This is a genomic window from Geobacillus thermodenitrificans subsp. thermodenitrificans DSM 465, assembly GCF_000496575.1.
Classification (GTDB): Bacteria; Bacillota; Bacilli; order Bacillales; family Anoxybacillaceae; genus Geobacillus; species Geobacillus thermodenitrificans.
On record NZ_AYKT01000007.1, the window covers coordinates 26,492 to 48,042 of the forward strand.

The following is a 21,551-nucleotide window of genomic DNA, read 5'->3' on the forward strand; positions in this document are numbered from 1 at the left end:
AGAACGTTCATTGCGAAAGACGCATGCTCTCACTGAAGCAGCGATTGAATTGGCATTGTTTGCCGTTTTGCTTTTGCTCGCGTTATACGTGCCGTTTATCGGTTTCATTGCTGCTTTGTTTTTAGCGCTTCCGTTTATGGTGTTTACGATGCGCCACGGGCTCATTCCCGCGTGGTTGCTGCTTGCGGCGGCGCTTGTCGTCTCCGGTTTGATCGGATCGCTTTTGTCGCTGCCGATGGCGCTTATGTTCGGAACTTTTGGCATAGCGGTCGGCGCGATGCTGGTGAAAAAGAAAAATCGTTACCTTGTTTTGCTTATTGGTGCGCTCGTATTTTTAGCCAACATTGTGCTTGACTATGTCATTTCGATTCAATTTTTGCAAGTTGATATGATCCAAGATACACTCGCGCTAGTGCGTGAATCATTTGATACGGCAATGCGCGTCATGGAAGGAATGGGGCAAACACCGCCGACGGAGATGAAAAAACAGTTTGAGCAAGCCATTGTGCTGATTAGTTACATGACTCCGACTTTGTTTTTCGTCGCCTCGTTTGTGTTGGCGTACGTGACGATTATTGTCTCGCTTCCAGTCATGAAACGTCTGAAACTGCCAGTCGGCACGTGGCCGCCATTTCGTGAGCTTTCCTTGCCCAAAAGCGTGTTATGGATTTATGTCCTTGTGCTCGTTTTATCCCTATTTCCGCTTAAAGAGGGAACATTTACATACATTGCTGTATTGAACGTATCTTACGTGTTGCAGCTTGCTTTGATTGTTCAGGGGTTTTCATTTTTGTACTACGCCGCTTACAAAAAAGGCATAGGAAAAGGTGTTGTTGTCGCGGGGACGGTTATTTGCTTATTCCTGCCTTTTCTACTTTATCTTGTGGCGATATTCGGTATAATTGATTTAGGATTTGATTTGCGCCGCCGCATATAATAATTGGATAAAGTAAGCCATTTTTGCAGTGTAGGAGCTGACTTGAATGTCTCATTTTTACGAAAGGAAAACGTACCGTTATCCGTCCTATGCGTTAGCCGCCTTGGCGGTGCTTATGGCTGTTAGCTTGTTTTATTTTCAATGGATGCTTGGGCTCGTCGGTCTTCTCGGTGTTGGTTTTTTGCTTTATTACGTCATTTGGTCGCAACGCTCTTTACACAAGGAGCTGCAACAATATATTTCCAACTTGTCATACCGAGTAAAAAAAGTCAGCGAGGAAGCGCTGATGCAGATGCCGATCGGTATTCTGCTCCTCGATGAGGAAGACAAAATCGAATGGTCGAACCGGTTTTTAGCAGCTTGTTTTAAAGAACAGACATTAATTGGGCGTTCGCTCGCTGAACTTTCCGAACCGTTGGCTGCTTTTGTGAAAAAAGGGAAAACCGACGAAGAAATCATTGAACTGAATGGAAAACAGCTGAAAGTGATCGTCCACCGCCATGAACGGCTTCTTTACTTTTTCGATGTTACTGAGCATATGGAGCTGAGACGGCGTTATGAGACAGAGCGATTGGTGTTGGCGATCATTTTTCTTGATAATTACGATGAGATTACCCAAGGAATGGACGATCAAGCGAAGAGCCAAATGAACAGCCTTGTCACGTCCGTATTAAACCGTTGGGCGAATGATTACGGCATCTTTTTAAAACGAACGTCCTCCGACCGGTTTATTGCTGTATTAAACGAGCATATATTGACGCAATTGGAAAAAAGTAAGTTTTCGATTTTGGACGAAGTGCGTGAACAAACGGCAAAACATCAGGCCCAGATTACGTTAAGCATCGGTATCGGTGCCGGCGTGTCCTCGCTTCCCGAACTTGGGACGCTTGCTCAATCGAGCCTAGACCTAGCGTTAGGACGCGGTGGCGACCAAGTGGCGATTAAGCAAGGAAACGGAAAAGTCAAGTTTTACGGAGGCAAAACGAATCCGATGGAAAAGCGGACGCGCGTCCGCGCCCGCGTCATTTCCCATGCGCTTCGCGAACTGATTGCCGAGAGCGATAAAGTGCTTATTATGGGTCACAAATACCCGGATATGGACGCGCTTGGAGCCGCCATTGGCATTTTAAAAGTTGTTCAATCGAACCAAAAGGAAGGATTTCTTGTTGTTGACGCTATGAAAACAGACGCTGGAGCGCAGCGGCTGCTTGAGGAAATGAAAAAACAGGCCGATTTATGGGCAAGATGCATCAAGCCAGAACAGGCGCTTGAGCTCATAACGGAAGATACGCTTTTGATCGTTGTTGATACCCATCGGCCGTCGCTTGTCATTGAGGAACGGCTGTTATATCGTGCCGACCATATCGTCGTCATCGATCACCATCGCCGCGGTGAAGAGTTTATCGAGGCGCCGATTCTCGTCTATATGGAGCCGTACGCCTCGTCGACGTCTGAGCTTGTCACTGAGTTGTTGGAGTATCAGCCAAAACGGGTGAAACTTTCGATGCTTGAAGCGACAGCGTTGCTTGCCGGCATTGTCGTTGATACGAAGAGCTTCACGCTCCGCACCGGTTCACGGACGTTCGATGCGGCTTCATATTTGCGCGCTCAAGGGGCGGATACGGTGCTCGTGCAAAAGCTGCTGCGGGAAAGCGTGGCCAATTACGTTAAACGGGCAAAACTGATTGAGCGGGCAGCAATCGATGAACATGGCATTGCCATCGCTAAAGGAGACGAGAACGAAGTGCATGACCAAGTGCTAATCGCGCAAACGGCTGATACGCTGCTCACATTAAGCGGTGTTGTCGCTTCGTTCGTCATTTCCAAGCGAGGCGACGGAACAGTCGGCATTAGCGCCCGCTCGCTGGGCGATGTCAATGTGCAAGTGATTATGGAACGGCTTGGCGGAGGCGGGCACTTAACGAATGCTGCCGCTCAGCTTTCCGGTGTGACGGTCGGAGAGGCGGAGCAGCAGCTGCGTGAAGCGATTCATGACTATTTTGAGGGGGGTAAGCCAGTATGAAAGTCATTTTTTTGAAAGATGTAAAAGGAAAAGGGAAAAAAGGGGAAATCAAAAACGTTGCCGACGGTTATGCGAACAACTTTTTGTTCAAACAAGGATTGGCCATTGAAGCGACGCCAGCGAATTTAAAAGCACTCGAAGCGCAAAAACAAAAAGAACAGCGCCAAGCGGCGGAAGAGCTGGCGAATGCCAAAAAGTTAAAAGAGCAGCTTGAAAAGCTGACAGTGGAAATTGCGGCGAAGGCAGGTGAGGGAGGCCGTTTGTTCGGCTCGATCACGAGCAAGCAAATCGCTGAGGCGCTGCAAGCCCAGCACGGCCTAAAGCTCGACAAGCGGAAAATCGAGCTTAGCGATGCCATTCGCGCCCTCGGATATACGAACGTGCCGGTGAAGCTTCATCCGGAAGTGTCAGCAACATTAAAAGTGCACGTGACGGAACAAAAATAACGGTGACAGTTCACTCCAAGATGCGAAGATGTCCCCGCCCGCTGCGGCGGGGCTTCCTTGCTTATCGGCTAACAGGGGAAAAGGTGGTGAGACGATGAGTGAACTTTTTTCTGAACGAATTCCTCCGCAAAGCATTGAAGCCGAGCAGGCTGTGCTTGGCGCCGTGTTTTTAGATCCCACTGCGTTAACGCTCGCTTCGGAAATGTTAATTCCAGAAGATTTTTACCGCGCGGCCCATCAAAAAATTTTCCACGCCATGCTTCGTGTCGCCGACAAAGGCGAACCGGTTGATTTAGTCACAGTGACAGCGGAACTCGCTGCTTCCGAGCAGCTTGAAGAGATCGGCGGCGTCTCATATTTAAGCGAGCTCGCCGATGCCGTGCCGACAGCGGCTAACGTTGAATATTACGCCCGCATCGTGGAAGAAAAATCGGTGCTTCGCCGCCTCATCCGTACGGCGACATCGATCGCACAGGACGGGTATACAAGGGAAGACGAAATCGACCTTCTGCTTGACGAAGCAGAACAAAAAATTATGGAGGTTTCCCAACGGAAACATTCAGGTGCCTTTAAAAATATTAAGGATATTCTCGTTCAAACGTACGATAATATTGAAATGCTCCATAACCGGAACGGAGAAATTACCGGCATCCCGACGGGATTTACTGAGCTTGACCGGATGACGTCCGGTTTTCAGCGGAGCGATTTGATCATCGTTGCTGCCCGGCCGTCGGTCGGGAAAACGGCGTTTGCTTTAAACATCGCGCAAAACGTAGCCACAAAAGCAAACGAAAATGTTGCCATTTTCAGTTTAGAAATGAGTGCCCAGCAGCTCGTGATGCGGATGCTTTGCGCCGAGGGAAACATCAATGCACAAAACTTGCGCACCGGCCAACTGACGCCGGAAGACTGGGGTAAGCTGACGATGGCGATGGGGAGCCTATCGAACGCTGGCATTTATATTGACGATACGCCGAGCATCCGCGTCAGTGATATTCGCGCCAAATGTCGTCGTCTGAAACAAGAAAGCGGCCTTGGCATGATCGTCATTGACTATTTGCAGCTTATCCAAGGAAGCGGACGCAGCAAAGAAAACCGCCAGCAGGAAGTATCGGAAATTTCCCGTTCGTTAAAGGCGCTCGCCCGCGAGCTCGAAGTGCCAGTCATCGCCTTGTCACAGCTGTCGCGCAGCGTTGAGCAGCGCCAAGACAAGCGGCCGATGATGTCCGACATTCGTGAATCCGGAAGCATTGAGCAAGACGCTGATATCGTCGCTTTTTTATATCGGGATGATTATTACAACAAAGATTCCGAGAACAAAAATATTATCGAGATCATTATCGCGAAACAGCGTAACGGCCCAGTGGGGACGGTACAGCTTGCTTTTATTAAAGAGTATAATAAATTTGTGAACTTAGAGCGCCGTTTCGATGAGGCGCAAATTCCGCCAGGAGCGTAAAACAGCGCGATGCCAATGGCATCGCCTCTTTTCATGTCTCTGGTTAATAAACGAATAAAATAGTTTATAATTGTTTTTAATGTTCGTGTTTCATTGACTTTATGCCTGAAAACTGTTACACTTACAATGTTTAGACCGTGGAAACTGGAGGTGCTCGCCATGTCGTCAGTTGTTGTTGTCGGCACACAATGGGGCGATGAAGGGAAAGGAAAAATTACTGACTTTTTATCGGAAAATGCGGAAGTGATTGCCCGATACCAAGGAGGAAACAACGCCGGACACACGATCGTGTTTAACGGGGAAAAGTACAAGCTGCACTTAATCCCGTCGGGCATTTTTTATAAAGATAAAATTTGTGTCATCGGCAACGGAATGGTTGTCGACCCGAAAGCGCTTGTCGCTGAACTCTCATATTTGCATGAACACGGCATTTCGACGGATAATTTACGCATTAGCAACCGCGCTCATGTTATTTTGCCATACCATTTGAAACTGGACGGGCTCGAGGAAGAGCGGAAAGGTGCGAACAAAATCGGCACGACGAAAAAAGGGATTGGCCCGGCATACATGGACAAAGCGGCGCGCATCGGCATTCGTATCGTTGATTTGCTTGACCGCGATGTGTTCGCGGAAAAGTTGGCCCGCAATTTAGAAGAGAAAAACATGTTGTTTGAAAAAGTGTACGGGGTCGAAGGCTTCCGGCACGAGGACATTTTCGAAGAATACTACGAGTACGGTCAACAAATCGCTAAGTACGTTTGCGACACATCAGTCGTGTTGAACAATGCGCTCGATGAAGGGCGTCGCGTCTTGTTTGAAGGGGCGCAAGGTGTCATGCTCGATATCGACCAAGGGACATATCCGTTTGTTACGTCATCCAACCCGGTAGCTGGTGGGGTGACGATCGGCGCTGGTGTCGGCCCAACGAAAATTAAACATGTCGTTGGGGTGGCGAAAGCATACACGACGCGCGTCGGCGATGGGCCGTTCCCGACCGAGCTGCACGATGAAATTGGCGACCGCATCCGCGAAGTCGGCCGCGAGTATGGGACGACAACCGGCCGTCCGCGCCGCGTCGGCTGGTTTGACAGCGTCGTCGTCCGCCACGCCCGTCGGGTGAGCGGTATCACCGACTTGTCGCTCAATTCGATTGACGTCTTAACCGGTATTGAAACATTGAAAATTTGCGTTGCCTACCGTTATCGTGGTGAAGTGATTGAAGAATTTCCAGCCAGCTTAAAAGTATTGGCCGAATGTGAGCCGATTTATGAAGAGCTGCCAGGCTGGACGGAAGACATTACTGGTGTGAGAAGCTTGGACGAGCTGCCGGCGAACGCTCGCCACTATGTCGAGCGCATTTCCCAGCTCACCGGCATCCCGCTCTCGATTTTCTCCGTCGGCCCGGATCGCTCGCAAACGAATGTCGTCCGCAGCGTCTACGCGTAAGCGAGTGACGGTCGACAGGAAGCAGGCATAGATGCTTGTGCGTCTATGCCTTTTTCATTGTTTTCGCGCCGGAGATCACATTTTCGAAGCCACTTGCCTTTAAGGAGAAAAAGTCGATCAGCCTACCCCTCAAAATGGCAATCGACAAAGGATGATTTCATTTTCATAACATGATAAATTAGTAATGATAGCATTCCATCGCAAAAGGGAAGGATGTGAACGAGATGGAAAAACGCATTTTAGTTGTTGATGATGAAAAACCGATTGCTGATATTTTGCAATTTAACTTACAAAAAGAAGGATACGAAGTGATTTGCGCTTACGACGGTGAAGAAGCGCTTCAAAAAGTGGAAGAAACAATGCCGGATTTAATTTTGCTTGATATTATGCTTCCGCTAAAAGATGGGATGGAAGTATGCCGCGAAGTGCGAAAAAAATACGATATGCCAATTATTATGCTGACGGCGAAAGACTCGGAGATTGATAAAGTGCTTGGACTGGAGCTCGGAGCAGACGATTATGTCACCAAACCGTTCAGCACGCGGGAGCTATTGGCGCGGGTGAAAGCGAACTTGCGCCGCCATGCGCAAACAGCGACCCAAGAGGAAGAGGAGAGCGAAACGAATGAAATCGTCGTCGGTCCGCTTGTAATCCGTCCGGACGCGTATGTCGTACAAAAGCGCGGGGAAACGATTGAATTGACTCACCGCGAATTTGAACTGCTCCACTATTTGGCGAAACATATTGGCCAAGTGATGACGCGCGAGCATTTGTTGCAAACGGTCTGGGGTTATGACTATTATGGCGATGTACGCACGGTCGATGTAACGGTAAGACGGCTGCGTGAAAAAATTGAGGATAACCCTTCTCACCCGTCATGGATCGTTACTAGACGGGGGGTCGGCTACTACTTGCGCAACCCGGAACAGGAGTCATGAGCCGAGATGAAAAAGTTAGGTCCGTTTCGTTCGATTCATTTTAAGTTTGTCATTATTTATGTGTTGTTGATTCTCATCGCGATGCAAATTATTGGCGTGTATTTCGTCCGCAAGCTGGAAACGGAACTGGTACAAAACTTCAAAAACTCGTTGAACGAACGGGTGACGCTGCTTGCTTATAACGTTGAGCAGGCAATGAGTCGGGAGCGGGATGAGAAAAGCCCGACATTGGAGGAAGACATCCGTTCGCTTCTTCATGATTTCGTTTCCCAAGATATTTCAGAGGTGCGCGTCATCGATGAGAAAGGGAAAGTATTGGCGACGTCCAATCCGTATATGCAAAACATCGTCGGAAAGCGAACGACGGAGATTTATGTGAAACGTTCGCTCGTCACGGGTGAAATTGTCGACCGGATGCTGCTTGATTCGAAGACAGGCTATCGGATGTACATTTCCTCAACTCCGATCAAAACGAGTGGGGAAGTCAAGGGTGTCATTTATGTGATTGCCTCGATGGAAAACGTCTTTTCACAAATGAGGCAAATTAATATGATTTTGGCGACCGGAACGGGGATCGCTCTCGCCATTACCGCCGTGCTCGGCATTTTTTTGTCGCGCACGATTACCCGCCCCATTTCCGATATGCGCCGACAAGCGCTGGCGATGACGAGAGGCGATTTTTCACGCAAGGTGAAAGTGTATGGCTACGATGAAATCGGGCAGCTGGCGATGACGTTTAACAACTTGACAAAAAAGCTGCAGGAGGCGCAGGCAACGACGGAAGGGGAGCGGCGCAAACTCGAGTCGGTACTGACACATATGACCGACGGGGTCATCGCGACCGACCGCCGCGGCCGCGTCATTTTGATTAATGATGCAGCGCTCAACATCTTGAATGTTTCACGTGAAACAGTGCTGTCGAGTTCAATTGTTGATGTGCTTGGCATCGCCGATCAATATACGTTTGAAACGTTGCTCGAGGAGCACGATTCGCTCATTTTGGATTTCAGCACAGATGAGGAATTGTATATTTTGCGTGCCTCGTTGTCAGTCATTCAAAAAGAAGGCGGACTGATCAACGGGTTGATCGTCGTCTTGCACGACGTGACTGAACAGGAAAAAATCGACCGCGAACGGCGGCAGTTTGTCGCCAATGTGTCGCATGAATTGCGCACGCCGCTGACGACGATGAAAAGTTATTTAGAAGCGTTGGCTGACGGTGCTTGGCAAGATAAAGAGATCGCACCAAGATTCATTCAAGTTGTGCAAAATGAAACCGAGCGGATGATTCGGCTCGTCAACGATTTGCTCCATCTATCGAAACTAGACAGCAAAGACTATAAACTGAAGAAAACGTGGATCAACTTCTCGGCTTATTTTCATAAAATTATTGACCGGTTTGAACTGACGAAAAGCGACAATATCCGGTTTGTTCGCAACATTCCACGCGAGGCGATTTTCATTGAAGTGGATGAAGATAAAATTACGCAAGTGTTGGATAACATCATTTCCAACGCAATAAAATACTCTCCCCAAGGTGGGACGATCACGTTTCGGGTGCGCGAGCTGGCTGATGAAATCATCATTAGTATCAGCGATGAAGGAGTCGGCATTCCGAAAGCGGATTTGGCCAAAATTTTTGAGCGTTTTTACCGGGTCGATAAGGCACGGTCGCGCAAATTGGGTGGCACCGGCCTTGGACTGGCCATTGCCAAAGAATTGGTGCTCGCCCACGGTGGGACAATTTGGGCGGAAAGCAAAGAACATAAAGGGACGACGATTTACTTTACGTTGCCATTAGAACGAGAACAAAAGGATGACTGGTACAATGTATGAGCAGATTAAAACAGTCGTGTTGACGGTGCTCGTGCTGATCAGCATTACGTTGACGTTTGTTTTATGGACATACTATCCGAAATATGATGTGCTGCAAAACGATGATTATATTCAGCACGTTTCCGTGAGCAATACACAAGTCGATACGGCGATGGTCGTGCAGCCCAAACAGATGATTATCCATAAAAACGGTGCCCACTATGCCGTGACGAAAGAAGAAGAGAAAAATGAAGTGTTGAAAGAAATAAAAAAATGGACGCTTGACGACTTCGAAAACATTTCGTCTTCTGTTCCGGCAGGAAAGTTTTTTACGTTTTTAAATGGCAAGGAGCGGCTGGAAATTATTTATCCAGACGAAATCCCCATTGACATATACCGATTAATTTTCACTGTAGATGATAAAGGATTGGACGATTTGTCATTCGACCGTATTCTCGTTCCACTTGAAGGAGACGATGAGTTTCCAGTGTATTTTATGGCAACGGACAAGCAAAAAATTTATAAAGCGGTTGCTAGTGACGCTTCGCTGGTGGCAATCAGACGGCTGACGAAAGAAACAAACCATTTTGCCCGTTATTTTGCATATCCGGTCAGCGAGACGAAACAGCTTTACTTGCCGGAAAGCGAAGTGGCGCTCAGTAGCTTGCAATACTATACCGATGAATTAGATGTCGATAAATTTAAAGAGGCGCTTTTTAGCGATCCGAGTTTCGTTAAAAAAGACTTGATTCCGTTTGGTGAAGAATATACCGATGGTTCACGGCTGATGAACGTTGATTTTCTCCAACGAACGCTGTTGTATGTCAATCCAGCAGCGCGCGCCTCGGATATGAGCCAAACCAAATCGGAAACTCATCTCATTCAAAAAAGCATCAATTTTGTCAATGAACATGGTGGGTGGACCGATCTGTACCATTTTGTCCGCTGGAGTGAAGAGGACCGGAAAATCATTTTCCGCCTTGTTGTGAACGGCTATCCGGTTTTTAACGAATATGGCATGTCAGAAATTGTGGAAACATGGGGAGCAAGCGATTTAATGAAGTACCAGCGCCCGCTGTTCCGCCTTGAGATTGCTGACCGTAACCGTACACCGACAACGTTGCCGTCCGGCCGAGATATTGTCAAACAGATCGAAGCAATGAAAGACGTCCGTAAAGCGCTCGTGAAAGATATTGCCATCGGCTATGAGCTCATCAAAGATCCAGAACGGGAAAAGGTGATCCGTCTTGAACCGGCATGGTTTTATTTGTATGGGCAAACGTGGAAAAAAGTGAGTGTCGGTGGAGAGAGCAGAGGAGGGGGAACCAATGGATTGGAGTAAAACGAAGACGATTTTTATTATTGTGTTCCTCATCCTTGATTGTTTTTTAATTTATCAGTTTATGGAGAAACGAAACAGCAGTCAGCTTGACGTTATTTTAGAAACGACGATTGAAGAACAGCTCGAAGCGAACGGCATTACATATGTCGATTTGCCAAAAGAAGTGACAAAAGCGGTGTATGTTAGCGGTAAAAGTCGGTCGTTTACTAGTGCCGATACGAAAAAACTATCCGGACAAAAGGTAGAAATTGAAGGAGAAACAAAGTTGAAAGGGACGTTCACTCATCCGGTCGCTTTCAACTTCGAAGATCAGTACCAACTGAGCGAGTTTTTACAGCGGCACATCTTAAATGGGGAACAATATGCCTTTTGGTCATTTGATAAAAAGAAAGGCACAGTGATTTGCTACCAAGTATATGACGGGAAAATGATTTATGACAACGAAAACAGCAAGCTTGTCATCCACGTCAATGAGCAAAAAGAGGCGCTTTCCTACGAACAGACGATGCTCGTTGACTTGGAAAAATACGAACGGAAACAGGATATCGTTCCGGCCATTAAGGCGATTGAGACGCTGTATCGAAGAGGACATTTACAGCCAGGGGATCACGTCACTAGAATCGAGCTTGGCTATTATGGACTTGTCCAATTTACTGCCTCGCAAGTGTTGACACCGACATGGCATATCGTGGTCAACCGGAAAAAAGACTATTTTGTCAACGCGTTTGAAGGGCAAGTCATTAATGATCAAGGAAATGTGTTGGAGTGAAAACAAATGACAATGCGATTTAGTGTACTAGCAAGCGGCAGTACTGGCAACGCCTTTTACATCGAAACAGACAGCCAGCGCCTGCTTGTCGATGCCGGCTTGAGCGGCAAACAGCTCGAGCAGCTATTCGCGGAAATCGGCCGCCATCCGAAGCAGCTTGATGCGCTGCTTGTGACCCATGAACATAGCGACCACATTAAAGGGCTCGGCGTCCTCGCCCGCAAGTACCGTCTGCCGGTTTATGCGAATGAAAAAACGTGGCGGGCAATGGAGCAGGCCATCGGTGACATCCCGACCGAGCAGAAATTTGTCTTTCCGCTCGGCACGGTGAAAACGTTTGGCGATGTTGACGTTGAATCATTCGGTGTTTCCCACGATGCAGCCGAGCCGATGTTTTACGTCTTCCACTATGGAGAGAAAAAGCTCGCCTTGCTCACGGATACCGGCTATGTGAGTGAGCGGATGAAAAAGACGATTGAAAACGCCGACGTATTTGTATTGGAGAGTAACCATGATGTCGGGATGTTGCGAATGGGGAGATATCCGTGGAACGTCAAGCGCCGCATTTTAAGTGATGTCGGCCATATTTCCAATGAAGAAGCGGGGCTTGTGCTCGCTGATGTGATTGGCGAACGGACGAAACAAATTTATTTAGCCCATTTAAGCCAAGATAACAATATGAAGGAGCTGGCGCGCATGACCGTGACGCAAACGCTTGAGCAGAGGGGGCTGGAGGTCGGCGACCGCTTTCGTCTGTACGATACTGACCCGCGTCAAGCGACAGCGTTGGCGTATGTGTGATGCCTCTTTTGTCTAAACTGAAGAAAATGCATTTGTTGGATTTTTTGTCCTGCTCATGATTATAATGAGGGATGGAGATGAATGAGAAAGGGGTGGTGAGCATGGGATATTACGATGACCATTATGAACCGAATGGACAGACGAGACGAAAACGGCGCAGCGGTTCGTTCGTTTCTGCGCTTGTCGGTGCTATACTAGGAGGGCTGCTCGTCCTCATGTCCATCCCGACACTTTCCCGTTGGGACGTCCTCCCGTATGAGGTTGTGCCGCCGCAGGGCGGAGAGGAAGAACGTGAAGGGGAAAACGGGGCTCCCCCCATCCAGCAAAGTGTTTCTGTTGATGTGACAACAGCGGTGACGAAAGCGATCGATCAAGCGTCCGATGCGGTTGTCGGCGTCGTCAATATTCAGGCAGCGGGTTTTTGGTCGCAAGGAGGCGAAGCCGGTGTTGGGTCGGGCGTTATTTATAAAAAGGCTGGTAGCCGAGCGTTTGTTGTCACGAACCACCATGTCGTTGAAAACGCTAGCCAGTTGGAAGTGAGTTTAAAAGATGGAACGAGAGTGCCGGCCAAGTTGCTCGGCAGCGATGTGCTCATGGATTTAGCTGTGTTGGAAATTGACGCGAAACACGTAAAAAAAGTCGCCCAATTCGGCAATTCTGATACAGTGAAGCTGGGTGAGCCGGTCATCGCTATCGGCAATCCGCTTGGTTTACAGTTTGCTGGATCGGTGACGCAAGGAATTATTTCTGGGACGAACCGGACGGTGGAAGTCGACTTGGATCAAGACGGCACACCGGACTGGAACGCGGAAGTATTACAGACAGACGCGGCGATTAACCCTGGCAACAGTGGCGGTGCTCTCGTGAACATGAAAGGACAAGTGATCGGAATTAATTCGATGAAAATTGCTCAAGAAGCGGTAGAAGGGATCGGATTTTCCATCCCGATCAATGCAGCCATCCCGATTATTTCCGACTTGGAAAAATACGGACAAGTACGTCGGCCATACATGGGGGTAGAGCTCCGTTCACTCAGCGACATCCCATCGTACCATTTGAAGGCGACGCTTCATTTACCGTCGAACGTGACAGAAGGAGTAGCAGTCATCCAAGTTGTGCCGATGTCGCCGGCTGCGCAAGCAGGTTTGCAGCAGTTTGACGTCATCGTGGCGCTAGACGGCGAAAAAGTCCGTAACGTGCTTGATTTACGCAAGTATTTGTATACGAAAAAATCAGTTGGAGAGCAAATGGAAGTCACGTTTTATCGTGATGGGAAAAAGCGGACGATCACGATGAAACTGGCGCCCGAGTCGTACTAAACAAAAAAAAAAACAGTGAAGGGAGCGGGAACGCTCCTTCTTTTTTCCACAAGGAAAGGGGCGAGAAAGATGATATTCACATGTGAAGAACATATTGATATCGCCATTGACGAATATGTGGATGAGACAGAACAGGCGCCTGATATCGAACCTGTGGATAACAATGAACAACAGTGCCGATTTTGCGAAAAAACGGCTGTATATGTAGTAGGAAAATGATATTTTTGCACAACATGTGGATATGTGTTGTGTATATGTGGATAATTGTTGTTGATAAGTTGTTTATAAGGTAGGGATTACTTGTGCATATCTCCATTGTAGCTGTAGGTAAGTTGAAAGAAAAATACTTGATCGCAGGGGTACAAGAGTATACAAAGCGCCTATCTGCATACGCCAAAATAGAAATCATCGAAGTCGCTGATGAAAAAACCCCTGAGCGGGCTAGCGAACTCGAAGAAGAACAAATTAAACAGCGCGAGGGTGAGCGGCTGCTGGCGAAAATTCCACACGATGCCCATGTTATCGCGCTTGCCATTGAAGGGAAAATGAAATCGTCCGAACAATTTGCCGCTCGCCTCGATGAGCTTGCCACTTATGGAAAAAGCAAAGTGGTTTTTGTTATCGGCGGATCGCTTGGCTTAAGCAAACAAGTGATGGCTCGTGCTGACGAGGCGTTGTCGTTTTCCAAAATGACTTTCCCACACCAACTCATGCGCCTTATTTTGCTTGAGCAAATTTATCGTGCGTTTCGGATTAACCGAGGGGAACCGTATCATAAGTAAATGGTTTTTTAGGAACCAACAAGGAAAGAACCGAATCATAAATAAATGATTTTTCAATTTACTCCACTCGGAAAGATACCAATGGATTTTTTAGGACAAATCGTAAATTTTAGTTTAATGGAAAAGGGGAAATGACAATGTCAATAGCAGTGATATATGGGGGAACTCGTCCTAATGGAAATTCGGAGATACTGACAGAGCAGGTAATTCAAGGAATAGCTACTGAAAAAATTTATTTAAGAGATTTTAATATCCAGCCCATTATAGACATGCGTCACTCGAAAGAAGGTTTTCAAGAAAGAAATGATGATTATAATTCAATCATTGATCGTATACTCCCGCATGATATTTTAATATTCTCTACTCCAATTTATTGGTATAGCATGTCAGGAACAATGAAAAACTTTATTGATCGATGGTCACAAACTTTAAGGGACCCGAAATATCCTGATTTCAAGAGTAAGATGGCTTCAAAAAAAGCGTTTGTTATTGCTGTTGGAGGAGATGATCCTTACATTAAAGGACTGCCTTTGATTCAACAATTTCAATACATTTTTGATTTTATGGGAATTGAATTTGCCGGATATATTCTTGGAAATGGAAACAAACCTGGAGAAGTATTACAAGACAAAGTAGCACTTTTCGCAGCTACTCAAATGCGAAATAAATTAACTGAAAACATCTGAAATTAGCCATCAAAATGGGGTTAATGGAAAGGTTAAAACTTATACATGAAACGATGTTGGTATTAGTGAATCAGCTTCAGCTTCTGTTACAGTTGGAAGTGCTGAGCTTGGCAATAACGAGGAGAGCGAGGTAGAAACGAATATCACTCAGCCTTAATCTATCACGGCTGATTCTTTATGCCATTTCTAAGGGATATGTAAATATAAATGCATAAAAGGAAGGCTTTATGTATGAAGAAAAAATTGAAGATGATAGGAATCAGTATCTTAATAGTCATTCTCGCTTTGTTTGGGATGTGGAAATTAATAAATTCGAGAACCTTTCAGTTGTTTGGAGGAATCACTGACAAGGTGGAGACTAGCCAAAAGGTAATTGCATTGACATTTGATGATGGACCAACAAAAAATGTAGATGATATTCTTGCTTTGTTGGATCGCTACAATGCAAAAGCTACTTTTTTTCTCATCGGGAGTGACTTGGAAAAGAATCTAGATGAAGCGAAAAAGATAGTAGCTGCGGGGCATCAAATTGGAAATCATACGTATTCTCATCAAAGAATGGTTTTTCGATCTCCTTCTTTTATCAAGAATGAAATTGAAAAAACGGACAAACTTATTCGTAAGGCTGGATATAGTGGTGAGATCGACTTTCGGCCTCCGTATGGAAAAAAACTAGTAGGTGTGCCTTATTACTTGTATACACATAATAGAGATACCATTACTTGGGATATTGAACCAGATACTTACTATACCTCATCCAAAGACAAAATAAATTATGTAATCAAAAATGTAAAGCCGGGCTCAATCATATTAATGCACCCAATGTACGATCAGTCTGGGGAAGAATTAAGAGCGATTGAAGGAATATTACAGTCCTTATCAAAAGAAGGATATAAATTCATTACGGTTAATGAACTTCAAGGATTGGAAAAATAATATGAAGCGAAACTTTCCAAAGAGGTGTGGTGGATTCTGCTTGAATGAATAACCATATTATTTCCTGATAAAAGGAATATACTTCTGTTAAATTGGCAGAAGTATATTCCAAAATGATTAAAACTGTATCAAAATCGAATATCTAATTGTCCGTTGGTTTTACCCCGCACATTTTAAGTACATAAACAAGAGCTAAAGGTATAACACTCATATTTTTTAGAAAGTATACGCAGGCATCATATGCAGCAGTTGGTTCAGCCGGTTTTATATCTAACCACTCGAGTGTTGAAGTAAAAAGTCCGCTGATTAAAATGATTAGTAAATTTCCTAACCCAGTTAATAGTACGATGAATACGATCATTTGGCTGATAAATCCATAAGGCCAATTCTTATTAAAGTAGGTAGAGCAAGATTGCATAAGTTTATCCCAAAATTGTTTTTCCTTTAGTTCGTTAAGATTACTTTTTGACATTAAACTTATCATCATTAGGAAGAGAAAGACTCTAGTCAATGTAACAATCACCTCTAACCAAATGGGTGATTCATCCATCAACATTTGAAATGCACGACTGAGGGAAGGGACTAGTGATATCAATAGTAAGGATAAATGACTGTAGAAAAATAGGATAGATGCTCCGAAAGTTTCCAGCCCGATTTTTCCATATTTTAAAACGTCAGAAATTCTCATAATATCATTCCTTCATGGGAAACCAAATCTAATAGTAATACACTTATATTGAACTAACTTAATTGGCATTTTCTATATTATTATTTATACATTAATTTGTAATTACCTCTAAAATTGAGTATCTCTATTTTAGAGGTAATGTTATTTTAGTTAGGGGTAATGAACTTGTCAACGATAAATAATCAATCAAATGAACAAAGGTCGATAAATTTGGGAAAAGAGTTCAGTTTGGCTTTAATTATGTTTCATCAAACGGTAGCAGAAAGAGTGGGGTTGAATTTAACAGATTATAAAGTATTGGGAATCATCCCATTTGAAGGATTGACCGCTGGGGAAATAGCATCAATAACAGGCTTGTCAACGGGCATGGTGACAACAGTTGTGGACAGGCTTGAAAAGAAGAATTTTGTATATAGGGATAGAGATCCAGACGATAGGCGAAAGGTGATTATTAAAGCAAATTTTGAAAAAATAGGCTCTGAATTAGGGCCATATTTCCAATCATTTGGACAGGAAATAGGGAAGGTTGTATCTAAGTATAGTCCAGCAGAAATGGAAGTAATAAATGATTATATTAGGAAAACTACTGAAGTATTTAAGCGGGAAACGAAGAAAATAAAACAAAAATAATGTTCTGTGCATTTTTGTGAACTGTACCATAATTATTCGTAAAGCTGGATATAGAGGTGAGATCCACTTTCGACCTCCGTGTGGAAAAAACAAGTAGATGTGCTTTGTTATTTGTATACACATAAATAGAGACACCATTACTTGGGATATTAAACAGATACTTACTATCGTTGCCAAAAATGATGTGTTTCCGCTGCTCGCTCTACCTATCAGTTATTTTTCTCCCTTGAGTCTTGACCTTCTCGACAATGGCGACGAGGTAGTTGTTGATGTCTGTTTCCCATCATTCACAACATTGGGCGGGAGAAAACGAAAAGGGAGTTGCTTCGCTACGCAACTCCCCCGCATTGGGCCGATATTTTATTTTTGCCGCTTTCTTTCGAACGGAGCAATAAGTGATCCGCATAGACGTATGCCTTTTCGAGTGATGTCGTTCCTCCTGTCTGGAAAAAGTAGAGACCGAATGATGATGTGTAAGCAATTGGACGTTTGGCCGTTCCGTCATCGACCAACACCGTGCTGTGGCGTACAGTTTCCCGCATCTTTTCGACAAGCTGAACACTTTCTTCAAATGTGCGATGGCGCAAAAACATGGTAAACTCTTCCCCACCGCTGCGGAACAAAAAATCGTCCTCTTTAAGAAACTGTTTCAATGTCAAGGCAAAGTGGCGAATGACTTCATCGCCGACGGCGTGGTTGTACGTGTCATTAATCGCTTTAAAATTGTCGATATCAGCAACGACAACGCCAATCCATTCCCCTGTTCCATTTAACTTGGCAATCGTCTGGTCCATGTAGGCTCGGTTATGAACACCGGTCAGAAAATCGGTATATGCCATTCTTTCAAACTGATCGCGTTCTAGTTTATGCTGGATGCTTTGCGATTTGGAAAAGAATGAGCAGCTGACGAAGTAATTGAGCAAAAACAAACTCAAGAGCATATCCCAGCGCTGTTCTTGCAAAAAGAGAAATAACAGGCCATTTGTCAGTACGGTTTTTCCTATATCCATCCAGCTTCTTGTCTTAATAAAATCCAGTGCTTCACGCTTTGTGCGAATGTCGCCGGTTATGTAAAAGATTACGATGAGACAGCAATCAGTCAAAAAGGAAACGATGATGACGAGTAGAAACATAAGCAGCCAAAAGCCGATGAACGGAACAGACTGAAACCACGGATGAAGGAGATTATATAAGGCAAACGCCAGTGAATTGAATGTTACAAAAGAACCGATATTGTACAATGTATGCAGCCATTCATCCGGCTCCGCTGTTTTCAAATATTTTTTTGTCACATGTTCAGTGAGACGAAATAATGTTTCAAAAATAAACAGTCCGAGCGGGCCGGCAAATAAGGCGAACGATAAGCTGTAGTTAATGCCGTAATCAACCGGGATATTGTTTTTCGTTTTGTCGACGACGCGCAAGTGAGAATATAAGCTAGAAAACAGCCAGTAAAATAGCAGGGCGATGACATACGTACGATCGAAGGAAATCGGCTTTGACACAAAGGCAACGGCGATTGAAACGAAAAAAACAGCAAAAATAATCGGTCGTGCTCGGAGTAACATCTCAGCCCTCTCCTATGATCTGACCTCTGACGACTTTGGCGTTGGCGAAGCCATGCTAAAAAAGGAGGGCCACCTATATGCCAGTGGCCTTAAACAAAAATATACGTCATTAAAAAACGGTGAATAGCCCATTTAGAAGCTGGTGTTTTTACGGCACTAGTATATTCACGATTAGAACCAACGGCCATCTCGTTAAATCTATTATAGTATTATATATCCAATTCTGAAAATAGAAAAAATGCCATTTATTTTCACCTTTTTTCCACAAAATTTGACATCTATTGAATCATATATACCTGAAGCCGCTATTCGTTCCTTGAAAAACGGTATAGCTGGATATCGGTTTTTTCGTATATAATATGGGCAATGAAAGGGACAGGGTTAGACATCGATGTTTTCCGTCTGTAAAGAAAGCGCGATGTGAGCGTTTCTAGGGACGGTCTTTCACTATTTGCCGTACAAGAGCATTTCCCAAAAGGGTAGTGAAAAACGGTCAAATAGAGGAAAAATGATTGAACGTTGTGCCATGCGAGCCACCGACCAGTTTCATAGTCGGTTGTTTCAAGCTGTTGTTTTGGCGTGTTTCGCTTTGTTTCATCATTTGGAGGAGGAAAAAAGATGAAAATTGTTATTGCCCCAGATTCGTTTAAAGAGAGCCTTTCAGCACTTGAAGTCGCTGAGGCGGTCGAACGCGGGTTTCGGATGGTGTTTCCGGAAGCTGAATACGTGAAGGTGCCGATGGCTGATGGTGGAGAAGGAACTGTGCAGTCACTCGTTGACGCGACCGGCGGCCGCATCGTGGAAGTCGAAGTGACCGGTCCGCTCGGTGAGCCGGTTTTGGCGTTTTTCGGCTTGCTGGGCGACGGGAAGACAGCAGTGATTGAGATGGCGGCCGCCTCAGGATTGCATCTTGTCCCGCGCGACCGGCGCAATCCGTTAGTGACGACGACGCGAGGGACAGGGGAACTGATCCGCGCCGCGCTTGACGCTGGCGCTAACCATCTTATCATCGGCCTCGGCGGCAGCGCGACAAACGACGGCGGCGCCGGCATGGTGCAGGCGCTTGGCGGGCGGCTTTTAGATCGCGACGGACGCGACATTGGGCCAGGCGGCGGGGCGCTCGCCGATTTGCAGGCGATTGACCTTTCCGAGCTCGATCCACGCCTCAAGAGTGTCCGTATTGATGTGGCTTGCGACGTTGATAACCCGTTGACTGGCGCAAAAGGGGCATCTGCCATTTTCGGGCCGCAAAAAGGGGCGACACCGGACATGGTGGCAATCCTCGACCGAAACTTAGCCCATTACGCCGACATGATCAGACGCGAACTTGGCAAACAAGTGGGCGACATCCCAGGCGCTGGCGCGGCCGGCGGCTTAGGTGCAGGGTTGCTCGCATTTCTTCCGGCTGAATTAAAGCGTGGCGTCGATATTGTGATCGAAACGGTCCAGCTCGCGGAGCGCGTCAAAGGGGCGGATCTCGTCATCACCGGCGAAGGGCGAATTGATGGACAGACGGTATTTGGCAAAACGCCGATTGGCGTCGCCAAGACAGCGAAGCGGTTCGGCGTCCCGGTCATCGGCATCGCCGGCTCACTAGGCGACGACAGCACAGCTGTGTTGGACCATGGTATTGACGCGCTATTTACGATTGTCCCAGGTGTCGTGCCGCTTGAGCAAGCGCTTGAGCAAGCAGAACGTTATGTGACGCAAACCGCGCGACATATTGCCTCTGTGTATCGCCTTGGACAAATAGGAAAAACATCTTCTCTTTGATGTTTTGGGAGAGTCACTTTTTAGCGAAATCGTGCTCTCAGAAGAAGGAGCACTCTAAAATAGAGAGATATATCCAAAAATCCCCTTTCCCTAAGGATATTGCATGACGTACGTATGTAGAAAAAGGTGTCCCGTTATTGTTTGGGACACCTCTCTTGTTTATTTGCTTGTCCGTGGCCAAGAGGCAATGGCTTCAAGTGTGCCACGAATCGCAAACCGGCCGAATTGGTGCGGCAAAATAAAATGGTCGCCTTGGCGGATCGGGTATGTACGCTCGCCGTGAACAAGCTCGCCCTCCCCTTGAAGGATGCTGACGATGAGAAATGGCTTCGTCTGCTCCCACTCGGCTTCTCCATGGACATGCCATTTTTGGACGCCAAAGTAGTCACCCTCCACAAAGGTCGTCACGGTTGCGCCAGGCATGTTGGCGACATGGGGCTGGACATCAGTGTCGCGATGCGGGACAGTGGTGACGTCAATGGCTTTCTCTAAGTGGAGCTCACGCTTCCGCCCTTGGCTGTCGACGCGGTCGTAATCGTAGACGCGATAAGTCGTGTCAGAGCTTTGCTGCGTCTCGAGAACAAGCGTCCCCTCACAGAGGGCGTGAATCGTGCCGCTCGGGACATAGAAGAAGTCGCCGGGATGGATCGGCACTTTCCGCAGCAAACGATCCCATTCTCCCGCCTCCATCATGGCGCGCAGCTCTTCTTTCGTTTGGGCATAATGGCCGTAAATTAACTGGGCGCCCGGCTTGCAGTCGATAATGTACCAACATTCTGTCTTACCGAGCTCCCCACCTTCGTTTGTTTTTGCATAGTCGTCATCCGGATGGACTTGGACGGACAAATCGGCGTTGGCGTCTAAAATTTTCGTCAGCAACGGAAAGCGATCGGATGGAAAATTGCCGAACAAGTCGCGGCGCTCTTCCCATAGCTGTCCAAGCGTCATCCCTTGAAACGGCCCGCGGGCGACAACCGTCTGTCCGTGCGGATGGGCCGATACAGCCCAACATTCCCCTGTTTGCGATGACGGGATATCGTAGCCGAACCGTTCGGCGAGCTTCGTGCCGCCCCAAATGCGCTCTTGGAAGACAGGAGTGAGAAAAATCGGTTCTTGATGCATATCGTTCCCCCCCAAAAACAGTAAAAATTACGGTGATCCTGTCTTCATCTTACCATGAAATACACCGTCGG

Annotated in this window: 20 protein-coding genes; 17 read left to right on the forward strand and 3 right to left on the reverse strand. The window is 46.4% G+C overall.

What is annotated here, in order from left to right; genetic code table 11:
* The first annotated feature begins 10 nt into the window (after window positions 1–10).
* The 15 genes from DSM465_RS0108180 (at window position 11) to DSM465_RS0108250 (ending at window position 15,699) form a co-directional block, all read left to right on the forward strand.
* Complete coding sequence (locus tag DSM465_RS0108180) at window positions 11–937, forward strand: YybS family protein (protein WP_008880811.1); 927 nt, start codon at window positions 11–13, stop codon at window positions 935–937.
* A gap of 46 nt (window positions 938–983) precedes the next feature.
* Window positions 984–2,960: a DHH family phosphoesterase gene (locus tag DSM465_RS0108185; RefSeq protein ID WP_029761080.1), complete on the forward strand. Its 1,977-nt coding sequence runs from the start codon at window positions 984–986 to the stop codon at window positions 2,958–2,960.
* Entirely contained in the window at window positions 2,957–3,406 is a 450-nt protein-coding gene (rplI, locus tag DSM465_RS0108190) for a 50S ribosomal protein L9 (protein ID WP_008880809.1), read from the forward strand. Before DSM465_RS0108185 ends, rplI begins: the two co-directional genes overlap by 4 nt.
* A 94-nt stretch (window positions 3,407–3,500) precedes the next feature.
* A complete protein-coding gene (dnaB, locus tag DSM465_RS0108195) occupies window positions 3,501–4,865 on the forward strand; it encodes a replicative DNA helicase (protein ID WP_008880808.1) in 1,365 nt (454 codons plus the stop codon).
* A 159-nt stretch (window positions 4,866–5,024) separates the two neighbouring features.
* Window positions 5,025–6,311, forward strand: coding sequence for an adenylosuccinate synthase (locus tag DSM465_RS0108200; protein ID WP_008880807.1), 1,287 nt, complete (start codon window positions 5,025–5,027; stop codon window positions 6,309–6,311).
* Window positions 6,312–6,535: 224 nt separating this feature from the next.
* Window positions 6,536–7,249 carry a response regulator YycF gene (yycF, locus tag DSM465_RS0108205; protein ID WP_008880805.1) on the forward strand — a complete coding sequence of 238 codons (714 nt, stop codon included), beginning with the start codon at window positions 6,536–6,538 and terminating at the stop codon, window positions 7,247–7,249.
* Window positions 7,250–7,255: 6 nt separating this feature from the next.
* Entirely contained in the window at window positions 7,256–9,085 is a 1,830-nt protein-coding gene (gene walK, locus DSM465_RS0108210) for a cell wall metabolism sensor histidine kinase WalK (protein WP_029761081.1), read from the forward strand.
* Window positions 9,078–10,406 carry a YycH family regulatory protein gene (locus DSM465_RS0108215; protein WP_029761083.1) on the forward strand — a complete coding sequence of 443 codons (1,329 nt, stop codon included), beginning with the start codon at window positions 9,078–9,080 and terminating at the stop codon, window positions 10,404–10,406. Before walK ends, DSM465_RS0108215 begins: the two co-directional genes overlap by 8 nt.
* A complete protein-coding gene (locus DSM465_RS0108220; RefSeq protein WP_029761084.1) occupies window positions 10,393–11,175 on the forward strand; it encodes a two-component system regulatory protein YycI in 783 nt (260 codons plus the stop codon). The genes DSM465_RS0108215 and DSM465_RS0108220 overlap by 14 nt, the downstream gene beginning before the upstream one ends.
* Window positions 11,176–11,181: 6 nt before the next feature.
* On the forward strand, window positions 11,182–11,976 hold the full coding sequence (locus tag DSM465_RS0108225; RefSeq protein WP_008880801.1) for an MBL fold metallo-hydrolase: 795 nt from the start codon (window positions 11,182–11,184) through the stop codon (window positions 11,974–11,976).
* A gap of 101 nt (window positions 11,977–12,077) precedes the next feature.
* Complete coding sequence (locus DSM465_RS0108230) at window positions 12,078–13,295, forward strand: S1C family serine protease (protein WP_029761086.1); 1,218 nt, start codon at window positions 12,078–12,080, stop codon at window positions 13,293–13,295.
* A 69-nt stretch (window positions 13,296–13,364) separates the two neighbouring features.
* Complete coding sequence (locus DSM465_RS18905) at window positions 13,365–13,514, forward strand: CxxH/CxxC protein (protein ID WP_008880799.1); 150 nt, start codon at window positions 13,365–13,367, stop codon at window positions 13,512–13,514.
* 83 nt (window positions 13,515–13,597) lie between these two features.
* Entirely contained in the window at window positions 13,598–14,077 is a 480-nt protein-coding gene (gene rlmH, locus DSM465_RS0108240; protein WP_029761087.1) for a 23S rRNA (pseudouridine(1915)-N(3))-methyltransferase RlmH, read from the forward strand.
* A gap of 137 nt (window positions 14,078–14,214) precedes the next feature.
* Window positions 14,215–14,763, forward strand: coding sequence for a flavodoxin family protein (locus DSM465_RS0108245; RefSeq protein ID WP_029761088.1), 549 nt, complete (start codon window positions 14,215–14,217; stop codon window positions 14,761–14,763).
* A 231-nt stretch (window positions 14,764–14,994) separates the two neighbouring features.
* On the forward strand, window positions 14,995–15,699 hold the full coding sequence (locus tag DSM465_RS0108250; protein WP_011888445.1) for a polysaccharide deacetylase family protein: 705 nt from the start codon (window positions 14,995–14,997) through the stop codon (window positions 15,697–15,699).
* Between the two features lie 142 nt (window positions 15,700–15,841).
* On the opposite strand, the gene DSM465_RS0108255 is transcribed toward DSM465_RS0108250, so the two are convergent.
* Window positions 15,842–16,387, reverse strand: coding sequence for a hypothetical protein (locus DSM465_RS0108255; protein WP_008880794.1), 546 nt, complete (start codon window positions 16,385–16,387; stop codon window positions 15,842–15,844).
* A gap of 159 nt (window positions 16,388–16,546) precedes the next feature.
* Here DSM465_RS0108255 and DSM465_RS0108260 point away from each other — a divergent pair, with 159 nt between their 5' ends.
* On the forward strand, window positions 16,547–17,017 hold the full coding sequence (locus tag DSM465_RS0108260; protein WP_011888443.1) for a MarR family transcriptional regulator: 471 nt from the start codon (window positions 16,547–16,549) through the stop codon (window positions 17,015–17,017).
* A 329-nt stretch (window positions 17,018–17,346) separates the two neighbouring features.
* Here DSM465_RS0108260 and DSM465_RS0108265 read toward each other — a convergent pair whose 3' ends face one another.
* The gene (locus tag DSM465_RS0108265; protein WP_008880792.1) at window positions 17,347–18,585 is read right to left on the reverse strand and encodes a GGDEF domain-containing protein; all 1,239 of its coding nucleotides are present in this window, start codon (window positions 18,583–18,585) and stop codon (window positions 17,347–17,349) included.
* A 618-nt stretch (window positions 18,586–19,203) separates the two neighbouring features.
* On the opposite strand from DSM465_RS0108265, the gene DSM465_RS0108270 reads away from it, so the two are divergent.
* Window positions 19,204–20,358: a glycerate kinase gene (locus DSM465_RS0108270; protein WP_008880791.1), complete on the forward strand. Its 1,155-nt coding sequence runs from the start codon at window positions 19,204–19,206 to the stop codon at window positions 20,356–20,358.
* Window positions 20,359–20,517: 159 nt separating this feature from the next.
* Here the strand turns inward: DSM465_RS0108270 and manA are convergent, their stop codons facing one another.
* A complete protein-coding gene (manA, locus tag DSM465_RS0108275) occupies window positions 20,518–21,480 on the reverse strand; it encodes a mannose-6-phosphate isomerase, class I (RefSeq protein ID WP_008880790.1) in 963 nt (320 codons plus the stop codon).
* Window positions 21,481–21,551: the final 71 nt, after the last annotated feature.

Bases quoted from the DNA above. Each gene is read 5' to 3' on its own strand.
- manA (WP_008880790.1), bottom strand. From the start codon at position 21,480: ATGCATCAAGAACCGATTTTTCTCACTCCTGTCTTCCAAGAGCGCATT.
- DSM465_RS0108270 (WP_008880791.1), top strand. From the start codon at position 19,204: ATGAAAATTGTTATTGCCCCAGATTCGTTTAAAGAGAGCCTTTCAGCA.
- DSM465_RS0108230 (WP_029761086.1), top strand. From the start codon at position 12,078: ATGGGATATTACGATGACCATTATGAACCGAATGGACAGACGAGACGA.
- yycF (WP_008880805.1), top strand. From the start codon at position 6,536: ATGGAAAAACGCATTTTAGTTGTTGATGATGAAAAACCGATTGCTGAT.
- DSM465_RS0108250 (WP_011888445.1), top strand. From the start codon at position 14,995: ATGAAGAAAAAATTGAAGATGATAGGAATCAGTATCTTAATAGTCATT.
- walK (WP_029761081.1), top strand. From the start codon at position 7,256: ATGAAAAAGTTAGGTCCGTTTCGTTCGATTCATTTTAAGTTTGTCATT.
- DSM465_RS0108185 (WP_029761080.1), top strand. From the start codon at position 984: ATGTCTCATTTTTACGAAAGGAAAACGTACCGTTATCCGTCCTATGCG.
- DSM465_RS0108200 (WP_008880807.1), top strand. From the start codon at position 5,025: ATGTCGTCAGTTGTTGTTGTCGGCACACAATGGGGCGATGAAGGGAAA.
- DSM465_RS0108220 (WP_029761084.1), top strand. From the start codon at position 10,393: ATGGATTGGAGTAAAACGAAGACGATTTTTATTATTGTGTTCCTCATC.
- DSM465_RS0108260 (WP_011888443.1), top strand. From the start codon at position 16,547: ATGAACTTGTCAACGATAAATAATCAATCAAATGAACAAAGGTCGATA.
- DSM465_RS0108265 (WP_008880792.1), bottom strand. From the start codon at position 18,585: ATGTTACTCCGAGCACGACCGATTATTTTTGCTGTTTTTTTCGTTTCA.
- dnaB (WP_008880808.1), top strand. From the start codon at position 3,501: ATGAGTGAACTTTTTTCTGAACGAATTCCTCCGCAAAGCATTGAAGCC.
- DSM465_RS0108225 (WP_008880801.1), top strand. From the start codon at position 11,182: ATGACAATGCGATTTAGTGTACTAGCAAGCGGCAGTACTGGCAACGCC.
- rplI (WP_008880809.1), top strand. From the start codon at position 2,957: ATGAAAGTCATTTTTTTGAAAGATGTAAAAGGAAAAGGGAAAAAAGGG.
- DSM465_RS0108255 (WP_008880794.1), bottom strand. From the start codon at position 16,387: ATGAGAATTTCTGACGTTTTAAAATATGGAAAAATCGGGCTGGAAACT.
- DSM465_RS0108245 (WP_029761088.1), top strand. From the start codon at position 14,215: ATGTCAATAGCAGTGATATATGGGGGAACTCGTCCTAATGGAAATTCG.
- DSM465_RS18905 (WP_008880799.1), top strand. From the start codon at position 13,365: ATGATATTCACATGTGAAGAACATATTGATATCGCCATTGACGAATAT.
- DSM465_RS0108215 (WP_029761083.1), top strand. From the start codon at position 9,078: ATGTATGAGCAGATTAAAACAGTCGTGTTGACGGTGCTCGTGCTGATC.